Source organism: Lactobacillus sp. W8174 (assembly GCF_016100975.1).
GTDB lineage: Bacteria > Bacillota > Bacilli > Lactobacillales > Lactobacillaceae > Lactobacillus > Lactobacillus juensis.
In genome coordinates, this window is the sequence record NZ_JACFRN010000004.1 from 82,796 (window position 1) to 96,990 (window position 14,195).

13 protein-coding genes are annotated in these 14,195 nt (G+C 35.8%); 1 reads left to right on the forward strand and 12 read right to left on the reverse strand.

Annotated features, from left to right (window positions below):
• Position 1: 1 nt before the first annotated feature.
• The 8 genes from H3U49_RS06465 to H3U49_RS06500 all read right to left on the reverse strand — a co-directional run bounded on the left by H3U49_RS06465 (position 2) and on the right by H3U49_RS06500 (position 6,456).
• Positions 2–907 carry a Nif3-like dinuclear metal center hexameric protein gene (locus H3U49_RS06465; RefSeq protein ID WP_198180642.1) on the reverse strand — a complete coding sequence of 302 codons (906 nt, stop codon included), beginning with the start codon at positions 905–907 and terminating at the stop codon, positions 2–4.
• An 18-nt stretch (positions 908–925) separates the two neighbouring features.
• Positions 926–1,783: a PRD domain-containing protein gene (locus H3U49_RS06470; protein ID WP_198180643.1), complete on the reverse strand. Its 858-nt coding sequence runs from the start codon at positions 1,781–1,783 to the stop codon at positions 926–928.
• A gap of 11 nt (positions 1,784–1,794) precedes the next feature.
• Positions 1,795–2,211: a PTS sugar transporter subunit IIA gene (locus H3U49_RS06475; RefSeq protein WP_198180644.1), complete on the reverse strand. Its 417-nt coding sequence runs from the start codon at positions 2,209–2,211 to the stop codon at positions 1,795–1,797.
• A 1-nt stretch (position 2,212) separates the two neighbouring features.
• Positions 2,213–3,034 carry a PTS system mannose/fructose/sorbose family transporter subunit IID gene (locus tag H3U49_RS06480; protein ID WP_198180645.1) on the reverse strand — a complete coding sequence of 274 codons (822 nt, stop codon included), beginning with the start codon at positions 3,032–3,034 and terminating at the stop codon, positions 2,213–2,215.
• Complete coding sequence (locus H3U49_RS06485) at positions 3,027–3,824, reverse strand: PTS sugar transporter subunit IIC (RefSeq protein WP_198180646.1); 798 nt, start codon at positions 3,822–3,824, stop codon at positions 3,027–3,029. Before H3U49_RS06485 ends, H3U49_RS06480 begins: the two co-directional genes overlap by 8 nt.
• Before the next feature lie 2 nt (positions 3,825–3,826).
• Positions 3,827–4,321 carry a PTS sugar transporter subunit IIB gene (locus H3U49_RS06490; RefSeq protein ID WP_198180647.1) on the reverse strand — a complete coding sequence of 165 codons (495 nt, stop codon included), beginning with the start codon at positions 4,319–4,321 and terminating at the stop codon, positions 3,827–3,829.
• 145 nt (positions 4,322–4,466) lie between these two features.
• Entirely contained in the window at positions 4,467–5,549 is a 1,083-nt protein-coding gene (locus tag H3U49_RS06495; protein ID WP_198180648.1) for an alpha/beta hydrolase, read from the reverse strand.
• Between the two features lie 157 nt (positions 5,550–5,706).
• On the reverse strand, positions 5,707–6,456 hold the full coding sequence (locus tag H3U49_RS06500) for a sulfite exporter TauE/SafE family protein (protein ID WP_198180649.1): 750 nt from the start codon (positions 6,454–6,456) through the stop codon (positions 5,707–5,709).
• Between the two features lie 100 nt (positions 6,457–6,556).
• On the opposite strand from H3U49_RS06500, the gene H3U49_RS06505 reads away from it, so the two are divergent.
• The gene (locus H3U49_RS06505; RefSeq protein ID WP_198180650.1) at positions 6,557–7,114 is read left to right on the forward strand and encodes a TetR/AcrR family transcriptional regulator; all 558 of its coding nucleotides are present in this window, start codon (positions 6,557–6,559) and stop codon (positions 7,112–7,114) included.
• Between the two features lie 102 nt (positions 7,115–7,216).
• Here H3U49_RS06505 and H3U49_RS06510 read toward each other — a convergent pair whose 3' ends face one another.
• The 4 genes from H3U49_RS06510 to H3U49_RS06525 all read right to left on the reverse strand — a co-directional run bounded on the left by H3U49_RS06510 (position 7,217) and on the right by H3U49_RS06525 (position 14,192).
• Positions 7,217–8,239 (reverse strand): branched-chain amino acid aminotransferase, encoded by a 1,023-nt coding sequence (locus tag H3U49_RS06510; RefSeq protein WP_198180651.1) that lies wholly within the window; start codon positions 8,237–8,239, stop codon positions 7,217–7,219.
• 252 nt (positions 8,240–8,491) lie between these two features.
• On the reverse strand, positions 8,492–10,588 hold the full coding sequence (locus tag H3U49_RS06515) for an ATP-dependent Clp protease ATP-binding subunit (protein ID WP_198180652.1): 2,097 nt from the start codon (positions 10,586–10,588) through the stop codon (positions 8,492–8,494).
• 206 nt (positions 10,589–10,794) lie between these two features.
• Positions 10,795–13,326 (reverse strand): excinuclease ABC subunit UvrA, encoded by a 2,532-nt coding sequence (locus H3U49_RS06520; RefSeq protein ID WP_198180653.1) that lies wholly within the window; start codon positions 13,324–13,326, stop codon positions 10,795–10,797.
• Complete coding sequence (locus H3U49_RS06525; RefSeq protein ID WP_198180654.1) at positions 13,326–14,192, reverse strand: alpha/beta hydrolase; 867 nt, start codon at positions 14,190–14,192, stop codon at positions 13,326–13,328. Before H3U49_RS06525 ends, H3U49_RS06520 begins: the two co-directional genes overlap by 1 nt.
• Between the last annotated feature and the right edge of the window lie 3 nt (positions 14,193–14,195).

The window sequence follows — 14,195 nt, forward strand, 5'->3', positions numbered from 1 at the left end:
ATCAATTTTCTGCAATAAAATGATACATATCGCCAGATTGGACAAATTTAACTGGTATTTCTGAACTTTTAATAGCTTGTGGCAACCATTTCTCCATGTAGCGCATCCCTGCCTCTTCTGTGTTGAAGTGTCCAATTTGAACAATTGTCTTATTTAATCCCAACATGTTACTGTCCCTAATGTACTCTGCCAACGTAAAATCAATCATTTCCATCGTTAATATACAATCAATTTTTTCTTTATTAATTAAGTTAATAGTTTCATTGGCATTACCTAGATTGTGAAATGGAATAATAGCTTTTCTTACGGGAGTGTCAGGTGACCCTTCAATTCGGCAACCATTTAAGTTCAACTTAGTTACCAAATGATGTGAAATACTTCTTGCTGTGGTGCCTACAGGAAAATCAAAGTAGAATGGAATGCCATTAAAGTTTTTCATAAACTTTGTCCAACCAAGTTCTTGAGCATAGCCATAGAAAATACCATCTGCCCAACCATCAGGACTTTCACTAGTCGGAATACCTGAATGAAGATGGTCATGATCTCTTCTCACCACGATTTTATATTGATCTAGTAGCCCTTTCTTTTTTGCGAAAGTTTCATTGTGATTTTTTTTGAGCCAGTCTGTATGATCGCCATGATTCCAAAACATTGCCTCATGACAAATAATTAGATTAGCTCCGATTTGATGAGCTTTCTTAATTACTGCTACACTAGGCCAACAAGTTGTTACAATGCCAGTACATTCGTCATCTAGGTGGGTTTGACCATAAAGAATTTTATCCCTATTACTATCATGTCCCAGTTTAGTTAGCTTTCCGGTCGTTTCTAAGCCTTCAAATTCTTTGACATCTATTTCACCCCTCTCATATTGAATTAAATTATCTATTATATTTGCAATTTTCATTAGTTTATACCATCCCATTTATTCATCTTGTGAGCTATTTTCTACTTGCTTTAAATGAATAACTAAATAAAGACGCTCACTGCTATTTAATTTATAATCCATTTCCTGGAAAAAGTAATCTTGTATTTTTTTTAGAGTTCCTTTTAATTCTGGAGACTGTTTTAAAAAAGAATCTAAAATCTGTTTATTATCTTGAGACTTATCATTTAAATATGTATTATTGGTTTGAATTTGTGAAATCAAAAATCTTAGGTGAACCGTAAGCCTCTCAAGTGCTGTAGGCTTAGCAGGATAGCCTAAATCCCTGATAATAATTTGCAATATTTTACTCAAATGCAGTGTAACGTAATTTTTATTTGTCTGCTGTTCCTCATTGATAGGGCTAATTTCATTTTCAACAAAGTGAATTGCAATTAAACTAGTTTCACCAGATGCTAATTTAACATTAAAAGTGGCATTGATTCTTTTAACACTTTCTTTAGCCTCCTCATACTCAAGGGGATAAACATTTTTGACACTAGTCAAAGATGAAATATTGTTATTACTATTCCTTTTAACAGCAAAATAGATATGATCGGCTAAACTAATAATCAAAAATTGATTAAACTTTGTTCCCAGTTTTTTCTCTGCATGATCAACAATATTCTTTGCTACTGCTAAATATTCAAGTGGTACATTTTCCAGTAAATTTGATAATGAATTAAGCCATCCTGGATCCTTGATATTTTTTATAAAAGTCTGAACACCTTTGCCCTTAGTAATTTGATCACCAGGTTGTTTTTTGAAGCCAATACCTTTACCAAAAAGAATAGCTTGTTGATGATTTTTGACATTAACCAGAACAACATTATTATTAAAGGCTTTTACTACTTCCATAACTTTATTTCCTATTCATCATCTGATTCATTTTCACTGTTATATTCATTCATATATACAATCTGATTTTTAGCTTGAGCTATTAGCTCTTGAATTTTTTGCTTTTTTAACTGCTTACTCGAATCAAGAGTAATGGATAATACTAAAGCCAAATTAACACCTGTAATCACATTAATATTTTCATTTTTGATCAATTGTGAACAATTTTGATTGACGCTGCCACCCAATAAATCGGTTAACAAAAATACTTGATCTTGCTCACTAAAACTACTTATTAATTTTGTGAGTTCCTGGACTGGAAATTCATTTTTTCCATCTTCATAAGCACAAAGATAATGGATATTTTTAATATCACCCGCAAAAAATTTAACCGTTTCAGCCATACCTTTTGCTAAAGTTTTATGTGAAATAATTACTATTTGTTTCATATTAAGCCTTTAAAATTCCTAATGCAGCACCAACCATGGCAATAACAATTACCATTAAAATTAATGTGGTCATTTTACGTCCTTTTTTCAGCATCCAATATAGTAAAGCCGTCAATAATACTGGTAATAATCCTGGCATTAATTGGTCTAAAACATGTTGTCCAGTGAGTGTCACACCAGCCTGACTAAACTTCAATGCTAATTGAAAATTTATTGTGGAAGGAACAATTGCACCGATTACGGCAATTCCTAATACTGAAACAGCATCTGTTAATGCAGAAAGTTTATCACTCATATTGGTCATTAAAGCAGTTCCAGAGTCATAGCCAACATTATATAAGAATGAACGTAAGAAAAAGAATAAAATATAAACGGCTAAGTATATCCACATGCCAACACTGTTACCATGCTTACCCATTGAAGCGGCAATGGCACCCAACACAGTTGGAAACAGTACCCAAATTAAAGTATCACCGATACCTGAAAAGGGTCCCATTAAAGCAGTCTTTAAATCCTGAACTGCTTGCAAAGATTTGGTTTTGCCTTTTTCTTCAATTGCTAAAGTTGCTCCTGTGATAATCGGAGACATCCATGGATTGCAATTATAAAATTTAAATTGATTATCAATAGAAGCCTGTAAACCATCCGGATCATCTTGATAAATTTTACTAAGTGCTGGGAACAGTTCCCAAACCAAAGTCGCTGCAAAGCCGCTATCGTAGTTATAAGTACTAATCGCTAGATAATGTCTTCTCATAGCTCTCCAAATATCTTTTTTGGTTAAAATTCTACCTTCCTTTTTGGTTTCAATTTCTTTATTCATCTTCCATATCCTCCTGTGTCAACCCATTTGCGTTAGTAACTGAATTATTATTGTTATTAGTTTTTGCATAATTCATAAAAGTTGGAATCGCACCTGCAGCACCAATTAATGCTACCCCCAAAATTGGCATCTTCAGATATGCAGTTAGTGCAAAACCAACTAAAAGCCAGTAGCCATATTTTTTAAGTGGCATATAAGTTAAAAGCATAGCCATACCAACTGCTGGTAACATACCTCCGGCAACATTCAGTCCAACCGTAAACCAGGCTGGCATGAAGTTTAAAATACTCGTAACAACGGTTTTACCAAATAGTACTGCTATAAATACAGGTACTGCTGATTCTAAAGGCATTAATGTAGTCATAACTGGGATGAGGAGACGCATTTTACGGTATTGTCTTTTATCAGCAAGTTCATGAGCTTTATTGGTAATAAACGAATTCAAAATTTTGAATAAAACATCCAATTGAATACAAATCATCCCTACAGGGACTCCCAGTGCTAGCCCAGCAGCCATTCCTTTTCCTGTACCAATTGCAACTGCTGTTGAGATTATTGCAGCTACTGCATAATCAGGTGTAGAACTGCCTCCCAAAGCTGCTACACCCAATGACATTAACTGAATAGTTGCACCAACAACCAGTCCCATTTGAAAATCTCCTAGTATTGCGCCAACAACACAAGACCAAAACATATAATTATATCCTGTTATTTGAGTAGTCTGATGATCCAGCCTTTGAATATAAGCTATTACAGTAATTAAAATTATCTGCCAAATTGTAAAACCCATAATTATGCCCCTGCTTTCTTACTTTTTAAAACTTTTGCTACATCAACACTGTCATCCTGGGGAACATATTGAGAGACAATTTTGCAGCCTCTATCAAGAATTGCTTGATAAGTATCAATCTGTTCAGGCTTAATGTATGCTCTCTTGGTCACTTTAATTGCATTATCAAAAGTTAATGTTCCACCCAAAACTAACTTGTTAATTTTTTCCCCCTGCTTTAACAAATCGAGAAAAACTTCAGGTGTTTGCGAAATGATAAAAACCTTTTGACGATCATACTTGTGATTACTAAAATTTTCTAGAGCAGTCTTCTTTGTGATAATTGACACTGCCATACTAGATGGTCTTCCCAGTCTCATTGCCTGCTTTTTTTGTGGGTCATTAGCCACGTCATCATCTATTACCATCACTCTTGTAGCACCAGAGTCTGGTGCCCAACTAGTTGCAACAATACCATGAAGTAACCTGTTATCAATTCTTGCTCCTATAATTGCCATATTTTTTCCTCCTAAAAACAAAAAACCAAAATAAAGATTCATGATATACTTTGCAAATATATCATCATCAGTATTTTGGTTTCGCCAGTTTCTAAACTGTTACGATCCTTTATTCACTTATACTTATTATATTATCAGCTTGCCTTTAATCATGCAAGCGCTTTTTTATTATTTTAGCTATTTCAATACACATATCTTCAGCCTGTGGTTCTGTACCAAAAAAGTTTAAACTACCATGATCACATCCCATATATTTGATAACATTTATGTCGACATTGTGTTGTAAAGCCTGTTTGATAAACTCTTCCGCTACTAACGTAATCAAGTCGTATTGGTTCAAAATAAAAGTAAGCGGTGGAATCTTACTCCAATCCCTAATATTGAAAAGATCAACTATTTCATCTCTGGGATCTATTTGATAATGTAAATAATTACTTTCAAAGCTAGTTAAAGAATTTAACATTCGGCAAACCCGGTTTTTGGCAAACTTTTCATCTTCGGGACAAACATCAAATTTATCCCAATCGTAGTATGGTTTCATATCATTGTCTATAGCTGGATATAATTCTATAGCCCGTGAAATAATTGAAGTGTCTTTCATTATAACAATACAAGAATTGATTAATCCACTTCCGGCACTGTCACCAGCTAGAACCAGCTTTTCATTATGCGATCCAAGTCTTTCATGGCTACATGTTGCCCATTTAATGATACCTAATGCATCATTAATTGCTGCAGGATAAGGATTTTCTGGAGCTAAACGATAATGTGGAAAGACAACAGTTGTTTGCGCCTGCTCAGCAATATACTTCATCTGCTTGCCAAATTCTTCAATTTTACCAGTCATATAAGCTCCGCCATGAAAATAAACTAAAATTGGATTATCATGGTTTGCATTTTTGGCTTTGAAAATAAAAGTGTCAATGTAATGGTCATTATTAATTTCAACTAATTGCTCTTCTTCCACTACTTTACTAGTTGTTAGATCATAAGTAACATTTTCTGGACGATTACGGTCAAAATTAAGTGAAAAAGGTTTAGATCCTATGCCTTCATCCATCTTTTTTTGAATAACCTTTTTAACATGAGGATCTACTATATTGAATCTCGTTTCTCCTTTTTGACCAGGCACTGGTTTCACGATTTCTCTAATTCCGTTAATAGTTTTTTCAAAGGTTTTCGTTTGTAATTCAGTTATTAAAGATTGCGAGTATTGCCTTTTTTCCATCTTAGTCTCCCTTTTTGCATAAAAAAACCGAAAAAGCATACACTTATTGTATACTTCTTCGGTTTCGCCAGTTTTTAAGCTGTTACGATCCTAACTAATTTTCAAAATTATATTAACATACTTTTTTTGGTTTGGAAAGCGCTTGCTAAAAAATTATTCAGAGCAATGACTTAACTCCTAATAATACCAGCAAGACACCAATTGTTGGTTTCATGTAGCGTGTGATTTTTGTTTTAGCTAGAATTTGGGCAAGTCTAGGTGCAATAACAGCGCCAATGATAGCACCGATCATCAAGGGCAAACCAGCAGTCCAATCTACTCGCCCATCAGCAATGTGAAAAATCGCACCCGTGATAGTCATAAAAACCAGAACATAAGTTGAAGTTGCAGTAGCTTGAAAATCTTGTAATCCCAGCAAAAATAAACCGCCAATAATAACAGCGCCACCACTCATGCCGGCAACGCCAACCATTAAGCCACCTAAAATACCATACATCCCCGCTTCTAGCCTGGCATATTGCGTTTTTTTAACAGTTGCGGCGGTTTGCGTTTTCTTCTTGAGTAGCATATTAATGCCAAGAACTACCAAAACGATTCCTATCAGCCATTTATAAATTTGGGCAGGAATATATTTTGAGAGTAATGCGCCTATTATCACAGCAGGAATTGCCGTCATTAACATTTGATTGCCTATTTTAGTATTTATTTGTTTTTGATGATAATAGCTAATTGCACCAATAATTAATGAAGGCAAAGCTGTCACTAAGGAAGTTGAAGATGCTGTTGCCGCATTCAGGCCAAATAAACCGGTCAAAATTGCCAGGTAAATGGCTGCTCCACCACCGCCAAAAAGAATAACGAAGGTTCCTATTATCAACCCTATTAGTCCCAACAAAAAAATTTTCATGATATTTGACCTTCTTAATTTTTATAATATTATATGGTATAGTTACAATATGTAATTATAATTTACATATTGTAAAAGTCAAATAAGTAAGGAGCTTAAAATGCCACGTCAAATTTTGTCTAAGGAAATAATTATTAAAAAAAGCATTGAGTTAATTGAAGATAGCAAAGAAAATAATTTTGCGGCTATTGCCAGAAAGCTTGGCACTCAATCGCAAGCTCTATACAATTATTTTCCCAATCAAATAGCACTAAACTACGCTATAGTTGCTTGGACGGTTGAATTGCTAGCAAATCAATTACGCCAAGATTTGTTTGGCAAAGCTGGCCTGACAGCGATTATTGATTTTGCAATGGCATTTCGCGAAACAGCACTGAAACATTTTCCCTTAACTCAATTTGTTTTAAAAATGCCACGCACTAATAAGTACCCAGAAGTTAATAGCGCTTTTGCTGAGTTAAAAACCATTTTTAATCAGATAATAGGAACGAAATTTACAGATCCTCAAAAGCGGTTATTGGCAAGCAGGTGCATTAGAGATTTGGCAATAGGAGATATTGTCAATGTGGGAACAGGTTGGTTTGCGGATAAATCGTTATCAGCTGATAAAAGCTTTCGTAAACTGCTGAAACAAAGTCTGCATCAGCTTGCAGAATAACTTATCGTAAAACAGCACTTTACTGATAAAGAATAGTGGCAATTTATTTTGAACAAAAAAAACGAGTCCTAAGACTCGCCTTTTATGTTCCCAATTTATAACTTAATCCAATGTTTGGACCCAGCCTTCTGGGCCTTTCTTGTTACCATACTGAATATCAACCAGTTCGTTATAAAGTTTCTTAGTAACTGGACCAGTTTCTGTTTCACTATAGATGACATGCTTTTTACCCTCGTAGGTAATGGAACCTACAGGAGAAATTACAGCAGCTGTACCCATCGCACCAGCTTCTTTCATGTTGAACGCTTCTTCCAAGGTAATCTGGCGTTCAACTGGGTTTAGACCTTGCCACTTAGCGACTTCCAAAAGTGAACGCTTAGTAATAGAAACCAAAATCGATTGTGATTTTGGCGTGACAAACTGTCCTTCTTGGGTAATGCCGTAGAAGTTAGCACCACCAAATTCGTCAATATATTTATGTTCGCGTGGATCCAAGTAAAGACTATCGGCAAAACCGTTTTTATGTGCTTCAACTGTCGGAAGCAAACTGCTGGCATAGTTACCGGCTGTCTTTGCTTGACCGGTACCAGCATATGCGGCACGGTCGTATTCACTAACAACGTAATCTGCAGGGTTCAATCCTTTAATGTATGCGCCAACTGGAACCGCAAAAATGCGGAATGTATATTCGCTGGCTGCTTCAACGCCTAAAACTTTAGTTGTTCCCACCATAAGTGGTCTTAAATAAAGAGTTGCGCCACTATCATATGGTGGTACAAATTCCTCGTTAGCTTTAACAACCTGCTTTACGGCATCAACAAATCTATCTTCAGGAAATGGTGGCATGGCTAACCGCTTTGCTGAAAGAGTAAAGCGGTGAGCGTTTTGATCAGGTCTAAAGAGATTGATCTTACCATCTTTTCTACGGTAAGCCTTCAGTCCTTCAAAAACTTCCTGACCATAATGCAGTACTTCTGCACCTTCGGAAAAGGTCATTGATGAATCTTCGGTCAGTTTCCCTTCCTGCCATTCTCCATCTTTATATTTCGCCTCATATCGATAAGGCAGATCACGATACTTAAATCCCAGATTTTTCCAATCTAGGTCTTCTACTCTTTGTTTCATTTGATTGTCCCCTATAACAAAACTACAAAAGCTAAAAAACAATTTTTAGCTTTTTAATAATAATTTAATTGCTACCTAATTTAAACCATATTTTTGTTGATGTCAATAGTAAAATTGCAATAATCTTAATAAAATAATATAAATTTCCACTAATAAAACAGAAATGCAAATTTATTATGATATATAAGGTTTCACATGAAACAATTACAAGCAAAAAAAAGGAATCATCTGTGATATGATCCCTTTTTGAAATTAGTCTTGTTTGGTTTTATCGTTATTTTCAGTTTTTTCTTTTGGTTTAATGTCTAAAATTGCAGCATCATTTAAGTAAACATGCTTGTCATCTGCCGTAAATTTGACTTCTTTGGTGTCAGGCTCTTTCATCAATAATTTAGCAATCGGTGTTTCCAAGTCTTGCTCAACTACTCTACGTAAAGGTCTTGCACCAAATTTCTTATCATAACCTTTTTCAGCCAGATAAGCTTTAGCCTCATCAGATACTTCAACTTTCACATTCTTTTTAGCTAAAACATGTGCCATTTTACTTAAGTAAATGTCAATAATTTTATTCATATCACCTTTAGTTAAGGAGTTAAACGGCACGATCGCATCAAGTCTATTTAAAAATTCCGGTCTGAAGTAGGTTTCCAAAGCTTTGATTAATTTATCATGATCTACTTTACCGTCTTTTAGCAATTGGTCAGAATAACCCGCATTAGAAGTCATGATTAAAATTGTATCCTTGAAGGAAACAGTCCTGCCTTGAGCATCAGTTAAACGACCATCATCCATGATCTGAAGCAAGGCATTAAATACTTGCGGATTTGCTTTTTCAATTTCATCGAACAAAATTAAACTGTATGGTTGGTGACGAACTTTTTCAGTCAATTGGCCGCCCTCACCATAGCCAACGTAACCTGGAGCAGAACCAATTAGTTTGTTCACTGCCATCTGATCTTGATATTCTGACATATCAAGTCTAATAAGATGATTTTCACCACCAAACAATTGAATGGCCAATTGTTTAGCTAATTCTGTCTTACCTACACCAGTAGGTCCGGTTAATAAGAACGTACCTGTAGGACGATCATTGTCTTTAAAAACTTGTTTACGGGCAATTGCGTCAGTAATGACGTCAACCGCATTATCCTGATCAATAACTACTTTCTTTAATTTTTCAGCCAAGTCAAGATTCTTTTGTCCTGCACTTGCGTGCAGTTCACTCATTGGAATTTTGGTCTTAGCTTCAATTAAAGCATAGATATCTTTATCAGTAACATGAGGAGTAGCAGCAGCATCTACGTGATCAGCTTGATTACGTAAATCTTCAATCTGCTTTTTCAACTCGCTTGCTTTACTGTAATCTTCTTTTTTCGCAGCTGCTTCTTTCTCATCTTCCAGTTTCTTAATCTTTTTCTTTAAAGTTGCCTCATCACTAGGAAGCGTGTCAAGGCCTTTTTTAGCACCAGCTTCATCCATTAAATCAATAGCTTTGTCAGGTAAATAACGTCCCTGAATGTAGCGCTGTGATAATTCAACAGCCAGCTTTAAAGCACTGTCATTGTATTTTACATGATGGAAAGCTTCGTACTTATCTTTGAGACCCTCCAAAATTTTGACAGTCACTGCCGCAGATGGTTCTGGAACTTGCACTGGTTGAAATCTACGTGCCAGTGCCGCATCATTCTCAATTCTGCGGTATTCACTTGTAGTCGTTGCACCTATTAAGTTCAAGTCACCACTAGCTAAAGCCGGCTTCAAAATATTAGCGGCATCACCGTTGTTATTTTCAGAGTCAGTTGACCCTGCTCCGACAATATTATGTAATTCATCAATAAATAAGATAATATTAGGATTTTTCTTAGCTTCGTCAATCACTTTTTTCAGGCGCTCTTCAAAGCTACCACGCAAGCTTGACCCGGCAACCATATCATTAATGTTGATTGCAATAATATGTTTATCCTTCATTTTATCTGGCACATCGCCTGCAGCAATTTTTTGTGCTAATCCTTCTACAATGGCAGTTTTACCTACACCTGCTGGTCCAACTAAAACTGGATTGTTCTTTTTGCGCCGACTTAGAATCTCTATAACTTCCTGAATTTGTTCATCACGCCCAATTACAGGATCGTATTTATTCTTCTTAGCCTGCTCAACCAGATCAACGCCAATTGGCTTTTGTCCTTGCTTTTGCCCCATTTGTCCGTTTTGATTTAAGTCTTGCGGTGAAATATTCATGCTGCTTGAGTAATGAATAGGAATAGCACCACCATTATCATTAGTATTATTAAAGAAAGAATTGTTTAATTCGTTAAATAAATCGTCAAAATCATTATCAAAATATGCCATATGTAAACACCCCTTTGATAGGTTATAAATTTGTAATTAGCACTCGATGCATTCGACTGCTAATTGCTTACATATAATATTATAGCAGGTTATCCACAGAAAGCAATAGTTTTGTCTAACTTTTTCCACAGATTTTGATATTTTTCCACAAGAAGTCAAAAAGCCCTAAAAGTGACATTAATCGCTACTTTTAAGGCTTTTATTTTCTATTTTTGATATAATTTAAATTGTTTTGCCAAATATTTACCAGTTAAACTACCAGAATTTTGAGAAATATCCACAGGGGTTCCGCTTGCAATGATTTTTCCTCCTTGTTGTCCTCCTCTAGGTCCCATATCAATCATATAATCACTGTTAGCCATAATATCCAAGTCATGCGTAATAGTAATAATAGTTCCTTCTTGCTCGAGTAATCTTTGAAACACTTGTAAGAGTGTTCTCACATCTTGTGGATGTAGTCCCACTGTCGGTTCATCAAAAACAAATAAAGTGCCTTTTTGCCTTTGATGAATGTGACTAGTTAACTTTAACCGCTGTGCTTCTCCTCCTGATAATGCTGGAGTAGACTCCCCTAGATGAAGATAACCTAACCCCATGTCATGTAATGTTGTAATTGTTTTATTAATTTTTGGCTCTTTTTGAAAAATTTCTTCTTTTAAGGCATCATCTACCGAGTAATCCAAAACGTCAGCAATACTTAAATTGTGCCATTTTACCTGTAAGACATTTTGATTGAAACGATGACCTCCACAGACAGAGCATGTTTCAACCATGTCCGGCAAATATTGGATATCAAGTGCAATCACACCAGTGCCACCGCATGCTGGGCATGCACCTTCTTTATTATTATATGAAAAATGTGACGCACGATATTTCAACTTTTTAGCTAAAGGCTGTTTGGCAAAAAGTTTACGCAAATTGTCCATAATATCTGTATAAGTTGCAACAGTTGAGCGCTGATTTTTACCAACCGGTGTAGAGTCAACGCTAACCACGTTTTTAATATAGTCATTATCTAAGTTTTTTACCCACTTAGGTCTTTCACTGTTATTTTTTTGTGCCTTCAATGCCGGAATCAAAGAATCTAGAATGAGAGTAGTTTTACCAGCACCTGAAAAACCGGTAACAGAAGTTAAGCGATTGACAGGTATTTGCACATGTAAGTTTTTTAAGTTAAAGCGCTCAGTAACATCAAACTCTACTTTGCCGTGTTTAAAAATCTGGTCTTTATTGGCCCTGGGTCTGACAAATAATGGTGCTTTACCTGTTAAATATGGTCCAATTAAGGACTTTTCATTATGTTCTATCTCTTTGGGTATTCCCTGGGAAATAATTCTGCCACCTTGGCTGCCTGAACCTGGACCAATTTCAATTACCCAATCAGCTGCGTTAATAATGGCAGTTTCATGATCAACAACAACTAAAGAATTGCCTTGATTGACCAATTCATGGAATACATCAATCAACCCAGCTACATTGTCAGGATGCAAGCCCACTGATGGTTCATCTAATACATAGAGTACCCCCGTAGTTTCGGTGCGCAGCGTTCTGCCAAGCTGGATACGTTGAAGTTCACCTGTAGACAGACTACTTGCCTGTCTGTCTATGCTCAAATAATCTAGTCCTAGTTTTAATAGAGGTTTGACTTGATGCAACAACTCACTCGTTAAATTTTCTGCTAAGTCTTGCATGTCTTGTGGCAAACTTGCTAAAATCTCATCCATATATTGAGTTAATTCACCTAAAGTCAGTTTCTCAGCTTCAACAATATTTTTGCCAGCAACTAGCTGCTGCCAGCGACTAGGATCAATCCGATAGCCATGGCAACGAGAACAGGTACTAAATTTATAAAAAGAATTAATTCTTTGCAATCCTCGCTCCGACTTTGTAGTTTTACGGGAGTTAGCCACCGCATTATAGGCATTCTCATATAGCGCATCAAGATGATAAACTCGACCAGTTGAAGTTGGCAAGTCAATAGGGACTTTTCGCTCTTTACCATGAAGGACAATGTCTTTCTCTTTAGCATTCAACTTTTTATATGGGATATCAGTACGTACACCTAATTCACGGGCAATGCGCCACATCCAATTTCGACCAGGAATTTGCCAAGTGGCTACCGCACCTTTTTCAAGAGATAAATTTTCATCAGCAATAATCTTACTATCATCAATCTGCTCGACAGTTCCTAGACCTTGGCATTTTTGACACGCACCATCTGAATTAAACGCAAAGTCTTCAGCACTGAAAGCATAAAATTGTACTCCACATGTAGGACACGTCAATCGTCCCATTGCTTCCCCAGTTAAATCCATTGCTTCCGCAATTTTAATAGTTGGTGGAACCCTATGACCATTGGGACATACAGGTGAACCTAACCGGGAAAAAATTAATCGTATGATATTAAAAATTTCCGTTACTGTGCCAACAGTCGAGCGCACTCCCGGAACAGCAGGTCGCTGTCTTAATGCCAAAGCTGAAGGAATATGTTTGACCTCATCAACTTGTGCACGACCAACTTGACTAATGCGCCGCCTAGTATAGGCTGCTAGAGAATCAAGATAACGTCTAGCACCTTCTGAATACAGAATACCCATTGCTAAGCTGGATTTTCCAGAACCGCTTAAGCCAGAGATGGCTACGAATTTATGTAGTGGAATATCAACATCAATGTTTTTGAGATTATTAACTCTACCACCAATAACTTCAATTTTATTAGGTTGTTTTTGGTACTTCATTAATGATTATCCTTTCCTTTAATTGGCTTTAATGGCTTATTGGGTTTCTTCAACAAGTATTGCCTAATTGCTTGAATTACCTGCTTATTTTGCGGCAAGTCTGAATGATCAGCTTTTTCACCCGTGACTGTTATTGCAGTATAGTTTTTGACCTGATTTTGAAAAATAAATTTGCCAGCTGCGACACTTGTTTCAGGTACTATCCCGTCTGATTCATAATTTTTGCCACCAGAAAGAGAATAAACTTTTAAAAATGGTGGTAGTTTTGCACGATTTTTAATAAAATCAGCCAGCATTTGCGTCCGGTTATTAATATTACTTTCCGTAAAATTATAAGGAGTGCCTAAAGTCATTAATTTCTTTATCTTAATATTATCAGAATATTCAGAATAATAATGCTCCAGCCAGTAGGTCCAAATTAAACCACCGTTAGAATGACCAAAGGCTTTAAAATTATTAAACTTATAATTTTGAATTAGTGATTCAAACGCAACATTTAACCATTTTGCTTGCTTTTTGATATTAGTGTAACCGTCTTTATTGTTATCAAAGCCAATAATAATAAAGGGCTCGAGGTCATTCTTACCAATAGAACCACTGTAAGTTAATTTTGCTTCACGTGAAACTTTGATTTTTATTACGCTGTGTCTGTTGAGAGTAGTTTTATTCAGTTCATCGATTAAATCGTTAAAGCGCTCTGTTGTAGCACTAGATCCAGGTACCATTATTACAGGCGAAAGAAGCGATTTACTAAGTTCAGCTCTTGATTTATTATCCTTTTTCATCCAAAAGAAACTGGGAACAGCCAGCATAATTAAAATAATTATGACTAAAACTAACCATTTATAATTAGGATTTTTACGCATCTG